A 13,762-nucleotide genomic window follows, 5' to 3' on the forward strand; every position below is an offset into this window, starting at 1 on the left:
CCTCGCGACAGGCCGTCGCCGCAGGGGCGCCCTCGCCCCTCGCGCGGTCGCCTCCGCGTGCCTATGTTCCGAGGCGCGCCGGCCTTGGAGACCCAGGATGCTCGATATCAACGGTGCCCTTTATGTGCCGGGCTTTCTCGACGGTGCGGCCCTGCGCCGGCTCGCCGAGGCGATCGCCGCGATTCTCGCCGAGGCGCCTGCCTTCACCCCGCGTATGCCGCGCACCGGCAAGGCCTTCTCGGTCAGGATGACGAATTGCGGCTCGCTCGGCTGGGTTTCGGACGTCACAGGCTACCGCTACCAGAACGGCCATCCCGAAACCGGCCGGCCGTGGCCTGCGATTCCATCGATGCTACTCGATGCGTGGGCGGCGCTCGCCGATTGGCCCGGCCCGCCGGAAGCCTGCCTGATCAATCTCTACGGCACCGGTGCGCGCATGGGCCTGCACCAGGACCGCGACGAGGCGGCGCTCGACGCGCCGGTCGTCTCGCTGTCGCTCGGCGACAGCGCGGTGTTTCGCGTCGGAGGACAAAAGCGCGGCGATCCGAGCCGCAGCGTGACGCTCCACTCGGGGGACGCGATCGTGCTCGGCGGGGCTGCGCGGCTCGCCTTCCACGGCATCGACCGGGTGCTCGCCGGCTCCTCGCGGCTGCTGCCGGAGGGCGGGCGGATCAACCTCACCTTGCGCCGGGTGACGCCACTGCGCCCGGCCTAACCCGGCGCCGTGGCGCAGACGAGGCTCAGCCTTCGTCCTTCAGATAAGCCTCGACCTCGCCGTTGAGGCGGATGGTGAGGGGATTGCCCTTGCGGTCGCGGGCATTGCCGACGGCGACGCGGATCCAGCCCTCGCTCACGCAATATTCCTCGACGTTGGTCTTCTCAACGCCCTTGAAGCGGATGCCGATGCCGCGCTCGAGCAGCGCCGCGTCATGGAACGGGCTCGAAGGGTCGCTCGAAAGGCGGTCGGGCAGAGTCGTGTCGGTCATGTCGGGGTTCGGTCCTGATGGCTGTCCCAGCGAACGCTCGCCATGCCACCGTGCGAGCAGCCGCGTCAAGCACGCCATCCACGCGCACCGGCACGCCGGACCGCCAGGCGCCGGTTCATGACGGGCACAGGTTCGTTATATCGTGGGAAGAGCGGAGGAAGCGGCCATGATCGAGCTGTCCGACGATATTGAATACCTGGCCCGACGAATGGCGGCACGCAGCGGGCAAGCGCCCGAGCAGGTGATCCGAGCCGCGCTCGAGCGCGAAGCGCGCGCCCAGGGGTTCGCCTCTCGCGGCAGGGCCCGACGCATGACGGTCGAGGAGATGCTCGCCCTCGGCAGGACGATCGCGGCCCTCCCCCTTCTCGATCCGCGATCGGCAAGCGAGATCGCAGATGATCTCAACTGAGCCTTATCGCCCGAGCAGCTTCTGCAAGTCCGGCAGCTTCTCGTTGATCAGCCAGCCGTAATAATTCTCTTGCGGATAGATGAGGTCGGCACCGGACCGGCCGGCATTGGCGGCCTTGAGGGCGCGGGCGCGGTCGCGAACGTCGCCGAGATTATAGAGCGTCGCGGTGATGCCCGGATTTTCGGAAATGTCGAAGCCTGCGATCTGGCGGTAGGCGTCGATCGACAGTCGGATCACCGCCGCCACATAATGGAGCGAGGAATCCGGGTCCATGATCTCGTGATAGAGCTGCGGTCCGTTGTCCATCGAGATCAGGGTCTGGCCGCCCTTCTCATGGACGATGTCGGCGACGGAGAGCGCCGCGAGCGGGCTCAACTGGCCGAGGCCGAAGGTCTGGCCAGCAAAGAGCGGCTGGAAGAAGACGCGGCCGAACCGGTCGTTGGGCCAGTCGATGCCGTCCACGGTCTTGCCGCGGAAGGTCGTGTTCCACACTTCTTCCCGGCAATCCCAAAGGTCGTAATCGTTGGTCTCGCTGGCGCAGCGGGCGAATTGCGGCTTCGCCACGAACTCCGCGATGGTGACGCCCTTCGCCCGGAACACGATCGGCGTACCGAGATATTCCATGGCCTTCATGTAGTAGCCTTGGGCGGTGTCGATGGCGTCCACGTTGTAGGTGTGCTCGCCGACGAGCGCGCCGATCACGTGGATCGGGTCGATGCCGTAGATCGCCGAGATCGTCTTGATCTTGTCGATCAGGGCGTGGTCGCGGGCGAGCATGGCGTAGACCTGCCGGTACTTGCCCTCGAACGAGCCGCCGGTCTCCTTGGTGCGTGCGACCGAGTAGCCGCTGATCGGCGGCTGGGTGGCCGAGCGGTTGCCGGGGGGCACGACGACCGGGTCTGCGAGCGCGACGAGCGGAGCGATCACGAGGGCCGCGAGGCCCGCGACGACACGGGCGAGGCGAAGCTGGATCGACGGACGGCGCATCGGCGGAACGACCCTCAAAAAGCGCGGGAACCGGTGGCGCCCGAGGTGCCGGGCGGCCCCATTTGGACGCCCCCGCCGCGAAAAGCAATCACGCACCCAAGCGGGGCGGCCACGATTGTGGGAGCAGCTTCGTTTTAGGGAGAGACGTGGCGGGGATGTGGCGTTGCATTTCAATCGCCGCCGAGGTGGCGGCGCGGGACCATGCTGACATGCAGCACGCGGACAATTCTCACCACTCCACCGTCAATCCGGAAGACAACGACATGGCGTCCTGCCCGCAGGCTCGACCGCCCTGCCCCGAGATCGGGCCGGGAGCAACCGGGGTGTTCGTCGGACCGCAGGCGTTCGAAGGCGTCTTCGAGCATCCGCCGATATCGCTCGGCTTGGGACGTGCCCCAGACTTCCCGCGTGTAGACGACGATGGAGCGCAAATCCCTCCGCGCCGCCGCCGAGAGGAGGAGCCGCCTCACAGCCGATCGAAAAAGGCGCGAATGTCGTCCTCGGGCTCAATGACCGAGAAGCGGCCGGCGGTAAGATCCGCTTCGCCGACCTCGATCGCTTCGAGGAGCGAGAGCCGCGCCTGCGCCAGAGACTCGTCGCGTGCCGCCAGGAGGCGAAGGGCCTCCCGCACGACGTCGCTCGCATCATCGTAGAACCCGGAGGCGACCTTCTCCCGGATCATTTCCTCGAGCTTCGGCGTCAGCGAGATGTCCATCGCCAATCTCCCTCGTCCCGCTCAGAATCAGGCACCGCCTCGTCTTTGTCAAAGAATGCGGCCCGGCCGGCAGGAACGAACGAAGCCCGAGCCCGTCACAGGATGAACCGGCTCAGGTCGGTGTTCTTGGCGAGGTCGCCGATGTTGGTGCGCACGAAGGCGCCGTCGATCGCGATCACGTCGCCGCCACGGTCCGGCGCAGTGAAGGAGATGTCGTCGAGCACCCGCTCCATCACCGTCTGCAGCCGCCGGGCGCCGATGTTCTCGACCGTCGCGTTGATCTCCACCGCGATCTCGGCGATCGCGTCGATGGCGTCGTCGGTGAACGACAGCGTCACCTGCTCGGTGCCGAGCATGGCGATCGACTGCTTGATGAGGCTCGCCTCGGTCTCCGTCAGGATGCGCTTGAAGTCCGCCTTGTCGAGCGGCTTCAGCTCGACGCGGATCGGCAGCCGGCCCTGGAGTTCGGGCAGGAGATCGGCCGGGCTCGCCACATGGAAGGCGCCCGAGGCGATGAAGAGGATGTGGTCCGTCTTCACCGAGCCGTGCTTGGTCGCGACCGTGGTGCCTTCGATGAGGGGCAGGAGGTCGCGCTGGACGCCCTCGCGGGAGACGTCGCCGCTCATGCGGCCCTCGCGGGCGCAGATCTTGTCGATCTCGTCGAGGAAGACGATGCCCTCGTTCTCGACGAGATGGATCGCCTCCTGCACGAGCGCGTCCTGGTCGAGCAGCTTGTCGCTCTCCTCGGCGATCAGCGGCTGATAGGCTTCCTTGACCGTCACGCGCCGCGGCTTGCGCTGGCCGCCGAAGGTCTTGCCGAGCATGTCGCCGAGATTCATGACGCCGAGGCTCGCGCCCGGCATGCCGGGGATCTCGAAATACGGCATCCCGCTCTGGGCGGCGACCTCGATCTCGATCTCCTTGTCGTCGAGTTCGCCGTCGCGCAGCTTCTTGCGGAAGCTGTCGCGGGTGGCCGGGCTCGCGGCGCGGCCGACGAGAGCGTCGAGCACGCGCTCCTCGGCCTGGAGATGGGCCTTCGCCTCGACGCCCTTGCGCTTCTTCTCGCGCACCAGCGTGATGCCGATCTCGACGAGGTCGCGCACGATCTGCTCGACGTCGCGGCCGACATAGCCGACCTCGGTGAACTTGGTCGCCTCGACCTTGAGGAACGGCGCCCCGGCGAGCTTGGCGAGCCGGCGGGAGATCTCCGTCTTGCCGACGCCGGTCGGGCCGATCATCAGGATGTTCTTCGGCAGCACCTCTTCGCGCATCGTCTCGTCGAGCTGCTGGCGGCGCCAGCGGTTGCGCAGCGCGATGGCGACGGCCCGCTTCGCCGCGTGCTGGCCGACGATGTAGCGGTCGAGTTCGGAAACGATCTCGCGGGGGAGAAATCGGTCATCGGAGCCCCTTGTCTCGGCCGCCTCGTCCGGCGGCCCTTTGGCTGCCCGGTGCCGCCGCGCGCCCCGCCGCCCCGATGGCGCGGCGCGGGCCGTCCCGGCAGCGAGCCGCCCGCCTGTGGCGGCGCGGCCCGGGTGAACGGGTGGAAGACGCCGGCCGCCGTCAGGCGGCCGCGAGCTTTTCGACGGTGACGTTGCCGTTCGTGTAGACGCAGATGTCGGCGGCGATCGCCATCGCGCGCCGGGCGATCGTCTCGGCATCGAGGTCCTGGTCGATCAAAGCGCGGGCGGCGGCGAGCGCATATTGGCCGCCGGAGCCGATGCCCATCACGCCGCCCTCGGGCTCCAGCACGTCACCGGTGCCGGTGAGGACGAGCGTCGTGGTGCGGTCGGCGACGATCATCATCGCCTCGAGCTGGCGCAGATAGCGGTCGGTGCGCCAGTCCTTGGCGAGCTCGACGCAGGCGCGGGTGAGTTGCTCGGGGTACTTCTCGAGCTTCGTTTCGAGGCGCTCGAGCAGGGTGAAGGCATCGGCGGTCGCCCCGGCGAAGCCCGCGATCACGGCGCCCTTGCCGATCGGGCGGACCTTGCGGGCGCTCGACTTGATGACGGTTTGGCCGAGGCTCACCTGGCCGTCGCCGGCGATGACCACCTCGCCACCCTTGCGGACGGTGACGATGGTCGTGCCGTGCCATTGCTCGATGCGAGCGGAAGATTGATGCATGGTCGATGTCACAGGAAGTCTGAACTCGAAAAACGGGGCCCGGACGTGGTCGAGGCTTATGTAGGCGGAGGGGCGGCGGGCACAACCCGGCCGCCGCGGTGCCTCAGCGGCAGCGCTCCTGATAGGCCTCGAGCGCGGCCTTGAGGTCGGCGGGGATCGGAACCGCCTTGTGGGCGTCGAGGGAGGTGGTGACGACGACGAAGCGGCCGCGCACCGCCTCCTCCTCCCCCTTCATGGCGTGCAGCGTCAGCCCGAACGACGCCCGCCCGATATTGGCGACGACGACGGCGACGTCGAGATGCTCCCCCATGAAGCCGGGGATGAGGAAATCCGCCGAGGCGTGGGCATAGCCGACGCCCAGTCGGCGATCGCGGATCAGGGCATGATAATCGAGCCCGAGGGCGGCCGGGTACCAGTCCTCGATCACGCTGTTGAAGATGTCGAAATAGTTCGGCGTATAGACGATGCCGGCCGGGTCGCACTGGCCGAAGCGGATCATCACCCGGGTGCGCCAGACCCCGGGCGCGAGATCCTCGACGCGGATGCGTTCGATGCGCGACATGTCTTCCCGGACCCCCGAGAGCTTCCGCGCCCCATCGGCGCGGCCGAGCCATAGCACGGCCGGCCCGGCGGGCGAAGGGGGCCGCGTCGCGCGGTATCGCTCGGGCGCGCGACGCCGCGGCTATCTCCGGACACGTTCGAAAATTATTTTGAACTTGAAATAATCCCGCCTGCTCCCGATAGTGCGACGAGCATCCGGGACGGCTGATCGGCCGGTCCCTCGACAAATCGGGACGAGGACACGTGCGCGGCGGACGACGGGCGTTGGTGACGGGCGGCAGCCGTGGGATCGGCCGGGCCATCGCGGCGGCATTGATCGGGGCCGGCTACGAGGTCGTGATCCTCGCCCGCGACGGCGCGGCGGTCGACCGCGCGGTCGCCGACCGCGCCGCGAGCGCGGGCCGCGCCGTGGACGTGACCGACAGCGCGGCGCTTGCCGCCGCGATCGCCGACACCGGCCCCTTCGATCTCCTCGTCAACAATGCCGGCGGCGCCCACACCGCGCCCTTCGCCAAGACCGATCTCGACACCTTCCGCCGCCTCTATTCCCTCAACGTCGAGAGCGCGGTGGCGGCGAGCCAGGCCTGCCTGCCGGCGATGATCGCGGCGAAGCGCGGCCGCATCGTCAACATCGCCTCGACCGCCGGCCTCAAGGGCTTCGGCTATGTGAGCGCCTACGTGGCGGCGAAGCATGCCCTCGTCGGCCTCACCCGCGCCGTCGCCCTCGAACTCGCCAAGACGGGCGTGACCGTGAACGCCGTCTGCCCGGGCTACACCGACACCGATTTGGTCGCCGAGGGGGTGCGCACCATCGTCGCCAAGACCGGCCGCAGCGAAGACGACGCGCGCGCCCATTTCACCGCCTCGAACCCGATGGGCCGCCTGATCGCGCCCGAGGAGGTCGCCGACGCGGTGCTTTGGCTCGCGGGCGACGGCGCGGCGGCGGTGACCGGGCAGGCGATCGTCGTGGCGGGAGGAGAATTATGACCGAGGCCGCCGAGCCGCTGTTCCCAGACTGGATCGACGCCGAGACCAAGGTCGCCGAGGCGCCGCACGATCACCGCGCCGAGTTGCGGCTGTGGCTCAGGCTGCTGACCTGCTCCAACCTGATCGAAGGCGAGGTGCGCCGGCGGCTGCGCGAGGAGTTCGACTTCACGCTGCCCCGCTTCGACCTGCTCGCCCAGCTCGACAAGGCCGAGGACGGGCTCGTCCTCGGCGAGGTCTCGAAGCGGCTGATGGTCTCGGCCGGCAACGTCACCGCCCTCGTCGAGCGGCTACTCGAGAGCGGCCACATCACCCGCACCCCCTCGCCCACCGACCGCCGGGTCCAGATCATCCGGATGACGCCGGAGGGGCGGACGGTGTTCGCCACGATGGCCGAGCAGCACGGCGACTGGATCGGCCGGCTGTTCGAAGGGCTCGCCCACGACGAGATCGAGACGCTGATGGTCCTCCTCGCCAAGCTCAAGGCCTCCGTTCAGACCGCCATTCGCCCGGGGTCGAGCCGTGATCGCCGCCCGCGTCGTCGCCGGCCCGCTCGCCGCCTATGCGGCCGAGCACGTGCTCTTCTCGGTCCAGGACGGCATCGCCTCGATCGTCCTCAACCGGCCGGAGCGGAAGAACCCGCTCACCTTCGAATCCTATGCCGAGCTCGTCGCGATCTTCCGGGCCGCCCGCACCGACGAGGACGTCAAGGCGTTCGTCGTGTCGGGGGCCGGCGGCAACTTCTCGTCCGGCGGCGACGTGTTCGAGATCATCGGCCCCTTGATCGCGATGGGCGCCAAGGATCTCCTGCGCTTCACCGAGATGACCGGCGATCTCGTCAAGGCGATGCGGGCCTGCCCGCAGCCGATCGTCGCCGCGGTGGACGGCGTCTGCGCCGGCGCCGGCGCGATCCTCGCCATGGCCTCGGATCTGCGCATCGGCACAGAGGGCGCCAAGGTCGCCTTCCTGTTCAACCGGGTCGGTCTCGCCGGCTGCGACATGGGCGCCTGCGCCCTGCTGCCCCGCATCGTCGGCCAGGGCCGGGCCTCGGAGCTTCTCTTCACCGGCCGCGCCATGTCGGGCGCCGAGGGCGAGCGCTGGGGCTTCTTCAACCGCCTCGCCGAACCGCAAGCCCTCCTCGACGAGGCGCGGACGACGGCCCGGCGCATCGCCGACGGCCCGACCTTCGCCAACGGCATGACGAAGAAGATGTTGCAGATGGAATGGGCGATGGGCGTCGACGACGCCATCGAGGCCGAAGCCATCGCCCAGGCTTTGTGCATGAAGACCGAGGATTTCGCCCGCGCCTATCACGCCTTCGCGGCGAAGGAGAAGCCGGTCTTCCAGGGCGATTGAGCCCCCAACGAGACGCCGCCGACCGCACGGCGGCCCCCACCCGGAAACGCCACGGGGACATCCCCATGCCCGATACGAGCTTTCTCGCCTGGCCGTTCTTCGAGGCCGAACACCGCGCCCTTCGCGACGAGGTCGCGACCTTCGCGGCCGCGGAGGTCCCGGGCCTCGTCGATCACCACGACGTCGACGGCACTTGCCGCCGCCTCGTCCGCGCGCTGGGCGCAGCCGGTCTCCTCCGGCTCTCGGTGCCGGCGCCCTATGGCGGCGCCCACGAGCGGCTCGACGTGCGCTCGCTCTGCGTCGCCCGCGAAACGCTCGCCGCGGCCGACGGCCTCGCCGATTTCGCCTTCGCCATGCAGGGCTTGGGCTCCGGGCCGATCTCGCTGTTCGGCCGCGAGGACCAGAAGGCGCAGGTTCTGCCGGCCGTCGCCCGCGGCGAGGCGATCGCCGCCTTCGCCCTCTCGGAACCGGAGGCGGGTTCCGACGTCGCGGCGCTCGCCTGCACCGCGACGCCCGACGGCGACGGCTTCGTGCGGCTCGACGGCGAGAAGACCTGGATCTCGAACGGCGGCATCGCCGATTTCTACGTCGTGTTCTGCCGCACCGGCGAGGCGCCCGGCGCCCGCGGCCTCTCGGCCTTCCTCGTCCCCGCCGACACGCCGGGCCTCACGATCGCCGAGCGGATCGAGACGATCGCGCCCCATCCGCTCGCCCGCCTCGCCTTCGAGAACTGCCGGGTGCCACTCGAAAACCGCATCGGCGGTCCAGGCGAAGGCTTCAAGGTGGCGATGGCGACCCTCGACGTGTTCCGCTCGACCGTCGGGGCCGCGGCCCTCGGCTTCGCCCGCGCGGCGCTCGACGCAACCCTCGCGCGCGTTTCCACCCGCAAGATGTTCGGCGGCGTCCTCGCCGATCTCCAGATGGTCCAGGGCACCCTCGCCGACATGGCGGTCGACGTCGATCTCGCCGCCCTCGCCGTCTACCGGGCTGCGTGGACCAAGGACCAGGGCGCGGCCCGCGTGACCCGCGAGGCCTCGCTCGCCAAGCTGGTCGCGACCGAGGCGGCCCAGCGCGTCGTCGATCATGCCGTGCAGCTCCACGGCGGGCTCGGCGTGAAGGCCGGCTCGAAGGTCGAGACGCTCTATCGAGAGGTGCGGGCGCTGCGCATCTACGAGGGCGCGAGCGACGTCCAGAAGGTCGTCATCGCCCGCCAGCTTCTCGCCGCCACGACCTGATCGATCTGCACCCGAGCCGAACAGACCGCATCCCGCCAGAGAGGCCCGAGATGAGCGCCCCCGTCGTCCGCACTGAGCACCACGGATCGATCGCGGTGATCGTCATCGACAATCCGCCGATCAACGCGAGCTCCCATGCGGTGCGGGCGGGTCTCCTCGACGCCGTCGTCGCCGCCGAGCACGATCCGGACATCGCCGGCATCGTGATCGCTTGCGCCGGCAAGACCTTCGTCGCCGGGGCCGACATCTCGGAGTTCGACCGGCCGCCGCAGGCTCCTCTGTTGCGCGAGGTGGTGAACCGCATCGAGGCCTCGACCATGCCGGTGATCGCGGCCCTGCACGGCACCACGCTCGGCGGCGGCTTCGAGCTCGCCCTCGGCTGCCATTATCGGGTGATCGACGCCAAGGGCGTGGTCGGCCTGCCGGAGACGACGCTCGGCCTCGTTCCCGGTGCCGGCGGCACCCAGCGCCTGCCGCGCCTCGCGGGCGATGCCGCCGCGCTCGATCTGATCCCGACCGGCCGCCGGGTGGCCGCGGCCGAAGCCCTCACGCTTGGGCTCGTCGATGCCGTCGCAGACGGCGATCTCCTGCGCTTCGCGATCGATTATCTCGCCGCACGGCTGGAAGACCCGCTGCCCCGCGCTTCGGACATCGCGCTGCCGCCGATCGATCCCACCGTGTTCGCGGCCGCGCGCGCGTCCGTCGCCCGCCGCTTCCCCGGCCAGATCGCGCCGTTGAAGGCGATCGAGGCGATCGAGGCGGCTCATGGGCCGTTCGCCGCGGGCGCCGCCTTCGAGGCCGACACCTTCGCGGCCCTGCGCGCGAGCCCTCAGGCCCGGGCGCTGCGTCACGTCTTCTTTGCGGAGCGGACGGCGGCCAAGATCCCGGAACTCGGCCGAGCCGAGCCGCACCCGCTAGACCATCTCGGGGTCGTCGGCGGCGGCACCATGGGCGCGGGCATCGCCGTCGCGGCCCTTCTCGCCGGGCTTCCCGTCGTGCTCGCCGAGCGCGACGAGGCGGCAGCGAACGCCGCCCGCGACCGCGTGGCGGGCCTGCTCGCCGAGAGCGTCAGCCGCGGCAAGCTCAGCGCCGAGGCGCGCGACCGTCTTCTCGCCGAGCGCTTCACCGCGGCGGCCGAATATGCCGCCCTCGGCGCGGTCGACCTCGTCATCGAGGCCGCGTTCGAAGACCTCGCGGTGAAGCGCGAGATCTTCGCCGCGCTCGACCGCACCGTGAAGCCGGGTGCCGTCCTCGCCACCAACACGTCCTATCTCGACGTCGGCGCCATCGCGGCCGCGACGACACGGCCCGCAGACGTCATCGGGCTCCACTTCTTCTCGCCCGCCCACGTGATGAAGCTCCTCGAGATCGTGGTGCCGGCGGGCGCCGCGCCGGCTGCGGTCGCGACGGGGTTCGCCCTCGCGAAGCGTTTGGGCAAGATCGCGGTGCGGGCCGGCGTCTGCGACGGCTTCATCGGCAACCGCATCTTTTCCGCCTATCGCCGGGTCTGCGAGGCGATCGCCGAGGACGGGGCGCACCCCGCCGACATCGACGCGGCCCTCAAGGCCTACGGCTATCCGATGGGGCCGTTCGAGGTGCAGGACCTCGCCGGGCTCGACATCGGCTATGCGATGCGCCGTCGCCGCGACGCCATCCGCGACCCGCGCGAGCGCTATGTCAGCCTCGCCGACCGCCTGTTCGAAGCCGGCCGTCTCGGCCGCAAGTCCGGCCGCGGCTTCTATCTCTACGAAAGCGGCAAGGCGGTGCGCGACGCCTCCCTCGACGACATCCTCGCCGAGGAGCGGGCCGCGAAGGGCATCGCGGCGCGGACGTTCACGCCCGAGACGATCGCCCGGCGCGCTCTCCTCGCCATGGTCAACGAAGGCGCCAAGATCCTCGAAGAGGGCATCGCCCTGCGGGCGAGCGACATCGACGTCGTCATGATCGCCGGCTACGGTTTTCCACGCTGGCTCGGCGGGCCGATGTTCGCAGCGGACGACGAAGGGCTCGCCGCGATTGCCGCCGAGATCGATGCCCTCGCGACCGAAGATGAATTCCTCTGGCAGCCGGCGGCGCTGCTCACCGCCCGCGCGGCGGAGGGCGGCGGCTTCGCCGGCTGACCGCCGCCGCCGCGCAAACCGAGGCGGGACATCGATCGACCGTGGGCTTAGACTGGCGGGGCCATCTTCCGCCTTTCGAACCCCGGGCGATCCATGAAGAATCTCGTCACCGCCTATGCCTTCCTCGCCGTCGCGATCGTCTGCGAGGTGGCGGGTACGACCTTCCTGCAAAAATCCGAGCAGTTCACCCGGGCCGGCCCGACGGCGGCGATGGCCTGCCTCTACGCAGCCTCGTTCTATTGCCTGACGCTCGCGCTGCGCACGCTGCCCCTCGGCATCGCCTATGCGATCTGGGGCGGCGTCGGCATCGTGCTCACCGCCCTGATCGGTGTCGTGGTGTTCCGCCAGAGCCTCGATTGGCCGGCGATCATCGGGATCGGCACCATCATCCTCGGCGTCGTCATCGTGAACGCCTTTTCCCGCTCGCTCACCCACTGAACGAAAAAGGCGCCGCGGGGGATCGCGGCGCCTTCGCAGTTTCGATATCGGACCGTCCGGCGCGGCCTACGCGGCCGCCTTCAGCTCCTCGACGAACGTCTCGACGACGCGGCTGAGGTCCGCCGCCTGGCCAGAGAGATCCTGCGACAGCGACAGGAGCTGCGCCGCGGCCGACCCGGTCGCATCCGCCGCCCGGCCGACGCCGCCGATGTTCTCGGTGACGCGGTTGGTGCCGTCGGCCGCCTGCTGGCAATTGTGGGCGATCTCGCCCGTCGCCGAGCCCTGCTCTTCGACGGCGCTCGCGATCGTGGTCGACGTACTCTTGATGTTCGAGACGACGCGGACGATCTCGCCCATCGAAGTGACGGTGCCCTGGGTGGTCTGCTGAATCTCGCCGACCTTGGTCGAGATTTCGCTCGTCGCCTTGGCGGTCTGGGCCGCGAGTTCCTTGACCTCCGAGGCGACGACGGCGAAGCCACGGCCCGCCTCGCCGGCGCGCGCCGCCTCGATGGTGGCGTTGAGCGCGAGCAGGTTGGTCTGGTCCGCGATGCCCTTGATCAGGTTGATGACGTCGCCGATCGCGGTCGCCGCCGACGAGAGCTCCTCGATCCGCGCGTTGGAGGCCTCGACCTCCTTGAACGCCACATCTGCGACGTCGGCCGATTGAGTGACCTGGCTGGTGATCTCGCGGATCGAGACCGCGAGCTCTTCCGCCGAGGCGGCGACCGTCTGCACGTTGGTCGCCGCCTCCTCGGCGGCAGAGGCGACGGCCTGGGCTTGGAACGCGGTCTCCTCCGCGGTGGCGGACAGGTTGCGTGCGGCCACGGCCACCTCGTTGGAGGCCCCGGTGAAGCGCGCCGCGAGATCCTGCACCTGCGCGACGAACGTCTTCGCGAGCGATTCGCGGCGCTCCATCATCACCCGCTCGTCGGCGGCGCGCTCCGCCCTCTCGCGGCGCGCGGCTTCGGCTTCGCCGAGCTGGTTGCGCAGAACGGCGAGCGCCTTGGCGATCGCACCGACTTCGTCGCGGCGCTGGGTGCCGGTGACCTCGCGGCTGAGATCGCCGTCGCCCATCGCGCCCATCACGCCGATCATGCTGCGGATCGGCTTCACAACGAACGCGCGGACGAGGAAGACGGCGATAATCGTGATGATGAGCGTCGCGCCGAGGATGCCGCCGAGGGTGAAGGCGATGGTCACCCGGGCCTGAGCGCTCCCGGCTGCGCTGTCGCGCTCGGCGTCGCCGCGGATCAGATCGTTGAGCACGATCATCTTCTGGATGACCCCGCGGATCGCCGGCTCGCACTGCTTCATCATCAGCCGCGAGGCCTTGGCGTTGCTGACCATCGTCGGCGGCTGATTGGCGATCCGGACGACTTCGGCGCAGGTATCGTCGAGTGCCTTATGGAAGTCGGCCTTGAGTGCCAGGATACCCTTGCCATAAGCCGGCACGGCGCTCGCAGCGTCATCCATGTTCGTATCGAAGCCCTTCACGGCGTTCGCCTGGGCTGCCACGGCATCCTTCTTGTCATCGTCGGAGAAGGCCGCGATGTTGCTGTAGATCGCGCCCGCCATGTCGGATGTGAATCGCCCGGCACGGGAAAGCTGGACCGATGCCTTCGAAGGCCCGTCGATAATGCGCGAATACATTCCGTCGAGCGCCAGCATGTTGTTCGCGGCGTAGATGGCGCCGGCGGCGCTGACGAGGCCGAGCAGGATCAGCAGGCTCGCCACCTTCCAGATAATGGAAGCATTCTTGAAGGACATGGTCTCCGTCTCCACAACGTGCCGGCCGCGCAGGGGGAGATTCCCCCTGCACCAACCGGCCCGGACATGGGCGGACCCTTTGC

Annotated in this window: 15 protein-coding genes and 1 pseudogene; 8 read left to right on the forward strand and 8 right to left on the reverse strand. The window is 69.4% G+C overall.

Annotated features, from left to right (window positions below):
- Nucleotides 1-97 precede the first annotated feature (97 nt).
- Nucleotides 98-715, forward strand: coding sequence for an alpha-ketoglutarate-dependent dioxygenase AlkB (locus F0357_RS08030; protein WP_153479852.1), 618 nt, complete (start codon nt 98-100; stop codon nt 713-715).
- A 25-nt stretch (nt 716-740) separates the two neighbouring features.
- Here the strand turns inward: F0357_RS08030 and F0357_RS08035 are convergent, their stop codons facing one another.
- On the reverse strand, nt 741-986 hold the full coding sequence (locus tag F0357_RS08035; RefSeq protein ID WP_153479853.1) for a DUF3297 family protein: 246 nt from the start codon (nt 984-986) through the stop codon (nt 741-743).
- A gap of 166 nt (nt 987-1,152) precedes the next feature.
- Here F0357_RS08035 and F0357_RS08040 point away from each other — a divergent pair, with 166 nt between their 5' ends.
- Entirely contained in the window at nt 1,153-1,395 is a 243-nt protein-coding gene (locus F0357_RS08040) for a hypothetical protein (RefSeq protein WP_153479854.1), read from the forward strand.
- Between the two features lie 3 nt (nt 1,396-1,398).
- Here F0357_RS08040 and F0357_RS08045 read toward each other — a convergent pair whose 3' ends face one another.
- The 6 genes from F0357_RS08045 to F0357_RS08070 all read right to left on the reverse strand — a co-directional run bounded on the left by F0357_RS08045 (nt 1,399) and on the right by F0357_RS08070 (nt 5,780).
- Nucleotides 1,399-2,382: a DUF1402 family protein gene (locus F0357_RS08045; RefSeq protein ID WP_153479855.1), complete on the reverse strand. Its 984-nt coding sequence runs from the start codon at nt 2,380-2,382 to the stop codon at nt 1,399-1,401.
- A gap of 170 nt (nt 2,383-2,552) precedes the next feature.
- Complete coding sequence (locus F0357_RS25470; RefSeq protein WP_376767792.1) at nt 2,553-2,852, reverse strand: type II toxin-antitoxin system RelE/ParE family toxin; 300 nt, start codon at nt 2,850-2,852, stop codon at nt 2,553-2,555.
- Nucleotides 2,849-3,097 carry a type II toxin-antitoxin system ParD family antitoxin gene (locus tag F0357_RS08055; RefSeq protein ID WP_153479857.1) on the reverse strand — a complete coding sequence of 83 codons (249 nt, stop codon included), beginning with the start codon at nt 3,095-3,097 and terminating at the stop codon, nt 2,849-2,851. The genes F0357_RS25470 and F0357_RS08055 overlap by 4 nt, the downstream gene beginning before the upstream one ends.
- A gap of 95 nt (nt 3,098-3,192) precedes the next feature.
- Nucleotides 3,193-4,473, reverse strand: coding sequence for an ATP-dependent protease ATPase subunit HslU (hslU, locus tag F0357_RS08060; protein WP_512700804.1), 1,281 nt, complete (start codon nt 4,471-4,473; stop codon nt 3,193-3,195).
- A gap of 184 nt (nt 4,474-4,657) precedes the next feature.
- A complete protein-coding gene (gene hslV / locus F0357_RS08065; RefSeq protein ID WP_153479859.1) occupies nt 4,658-5,218 on the reverse strand; it encodes an ATP-dependent protease subunit HslV in 561 nt (186 codons plus the stop codon).
- Between the two features lie 103 nt (nt 5,219-5,321).
- Nucleotides 5,322-5,780: an acyl-CoA thioesterase gene (locus F0357_RS08070; protein ID WP_153479860.1), complete on the reverse strand. Its 459-nt coding sequence runs from the start codon at nt 5,778-5,780 to the stop codon at nt 5,322-5,324.
- Nucleotides 5,781-6,022: 242 nt separating this feature from the next.
- Between F0357_RS08070 and F0357_RS08075 the strand changes: the two genes are divergently transcribed.
- The 6 genes and pseudogenes from F0357_RS08075 to F0357_RS08100 all read left to right on the forward strand — a co-directional run bounded on the left by F0357_RS08075 (nt 6,023) and on the right by F0357_RS08100 (nt 11,912).
- The gene (locus F0357_RS08075) at nt 6,023-6,766 is read left to right on the forward strand and encodes an SDR family NAD(P)-dependent oxidoreductase (RefSeq protein WP_312861505.1); all 744 of its coding nucleotides are present in this window, start codon (nt 6,023-6,025) and stop codon (nt 6,764-6,766) included.
- A pseudogene (locus F0357_RS25475) lies at nt 6,763-7,047 on the forward strand (winged helix DNA-binding protein); the annotation flags it as partial. The gene F0357_RS08075 and the pseudogene F0357_RS25475, both read left to right, overlap by 4 nt.
- Before the next feature lie 238 nt (nt 7,048-7,285).
- A complete protein-coding gene (locus tag F0357_RS08085) occupies nt 7,286-8,119 on the forward strand; it encodes an enoyl-CoA hydratase family protein (protein WP_376767793.1) in 834 nt (277 codons plus the stop codon).
- Nucleotides 8,120-8,184: 65 nt separating this feature from the next.
- Nucleotides 8,185-9,354: an acyl-CoA dehydrogenase family protein gene (locus F0357_RS08090; RefSeq protein ID WP_153486470.1), complete on the forward strand. Its 1,170-nt coding sequence runs from the start codon at nt 8,185-8,187 to the stop codon at nt 9,352-9,354.
- Nucleotides 9,355-9,404: 50 nt separating this feature from the next.
- Nucleotides 9,405-11,474, forward strand: a complete 2,070-nt coding sequence (locus F0357_RS08095) for a 3-hydroxyacyl-CoA dehydrogenase NAD-binding domain-containing protein (protein ID WP_153479862.1) — start codon at nt 9,405-9,407, stop codon at nt 11,472-11,474.
- A 93-nt stretch (nt 11,475-11,567) separates the two neighbouring features.
- Nucleotides 11,568-11,912: a DMT family transporter gene (locus F0357_RS08100; RefSeq protein ID WP_153479863.1), complete on the forward strand. Its 345-nt coding sequence runs from the start codon at nt 11,568-11,570 to the stop codon at nt 11,910-11,912.
- Between the two features lie 66 nt (nt 11,913-11,978).
- Here the strand turns inward: F0357_RS08100 and F0357_RS08105 are convergent, their stop codons facing one another.
- Entirely contained in the window at nt 11,979-13,679 is a 1,701-nt protein-coding gene (locus F0357_RS08105; RefSeq protein WP_153479864.1) for a methyl-accepting chemotaxis protein, read from the reverse strand.
- Between the last annotated feature and the right edge of the window lie 83 nt (nt 13,680-13,762).

Origin of the sequence: Segnochrobactrum spirostomi (assembly GCF_009600605.1) — a bacterium.
Classification (GTDB): Bacteria; Pseudomonadota; Alphaproteobacteria; order Rhizobiales; family Segnochrobactraceae; genus Segnochrobactrum; species Segnochrobactrum spirostomi.

Bases quoted from the DNA above. Each gene is read 5' to 3' on its own strand.
- F0357_RS08030 (WP_153479852.1), top strand. From the start codon at position 98: ATGCTCGATATCAACGGTGCCCTTTATGTGCCGGGCTTTCTCGACGGT.
- F0357_RS08035 (WP_153479853.1), bottom strand. From the start codon at position 986: ATGACCGACACGACTCTGCCCGACCGCCTTTCGAGCGACCCTTCGAGC.
- F0357_RS08040 (WP_153479854.1), top strand. From the start codon at position 1,153: ATGATCGAGCTGTCCGACGATATTGAATACCTGGCCCGACGAATGGCG.
- F0357_RS08045 (WP_153479855.1), bottom strand. From the start codon at position 2,382: ATGCGCCGTCCGTCGATCCAGCTTCGCCTCGCCCGTGTCGTCGCGGGC.
- F0357_RS08055 (WP_153479857.1), bottom strand. From the start codon at position 3,097: ATGGACATCTCGCTGACGCCGAAGCTCGAGGAAATGATCCGGGAGAAG.
- hslV (WP_153479859.1), bottom strand. From the start codon at position 5,218: ATGCATCAATCTTCCGCTCGCATCGAGCAATGGCACGGCACGACCATC.
- F0357_RS08070 (WP_153479860.1), bottom strand. From the start codon at position 5,780: ATGTCGCGCATCGAACGCATCCGCGTCGAGGATCTCGCGCCCGGGGTC.
- F0357_RS08090 (WP_153486470.1), top strand. From the start codon at position 8,185: ATGCCCGATACGAGCTTTCTCGCCTGGCCGTTCTTCGAGGCCGAACAC.
- F0357_RS08095 (WP_153479862.1), top strand. From the start codon at position 9,405: ATGAGCGCCCCCGTCGTCCGCACTGAGCACCACGGATCGATCGCGGTG.
- F0357_RS08100 (WP_153479863.1), top strand. From the start codon at position 11,568: ATGAAGAATCTCGTCACCGCCTATGCCTTCCTCGCCGTCGCGATCGTC.
- F0357_RS08105 (WP_153479864.1), bottom strand. From the start codon at position 13,679: ATGTCCTTCAAGAATGCTTCCATTATCTGGAAGGTGGCGAGCCTGCTG.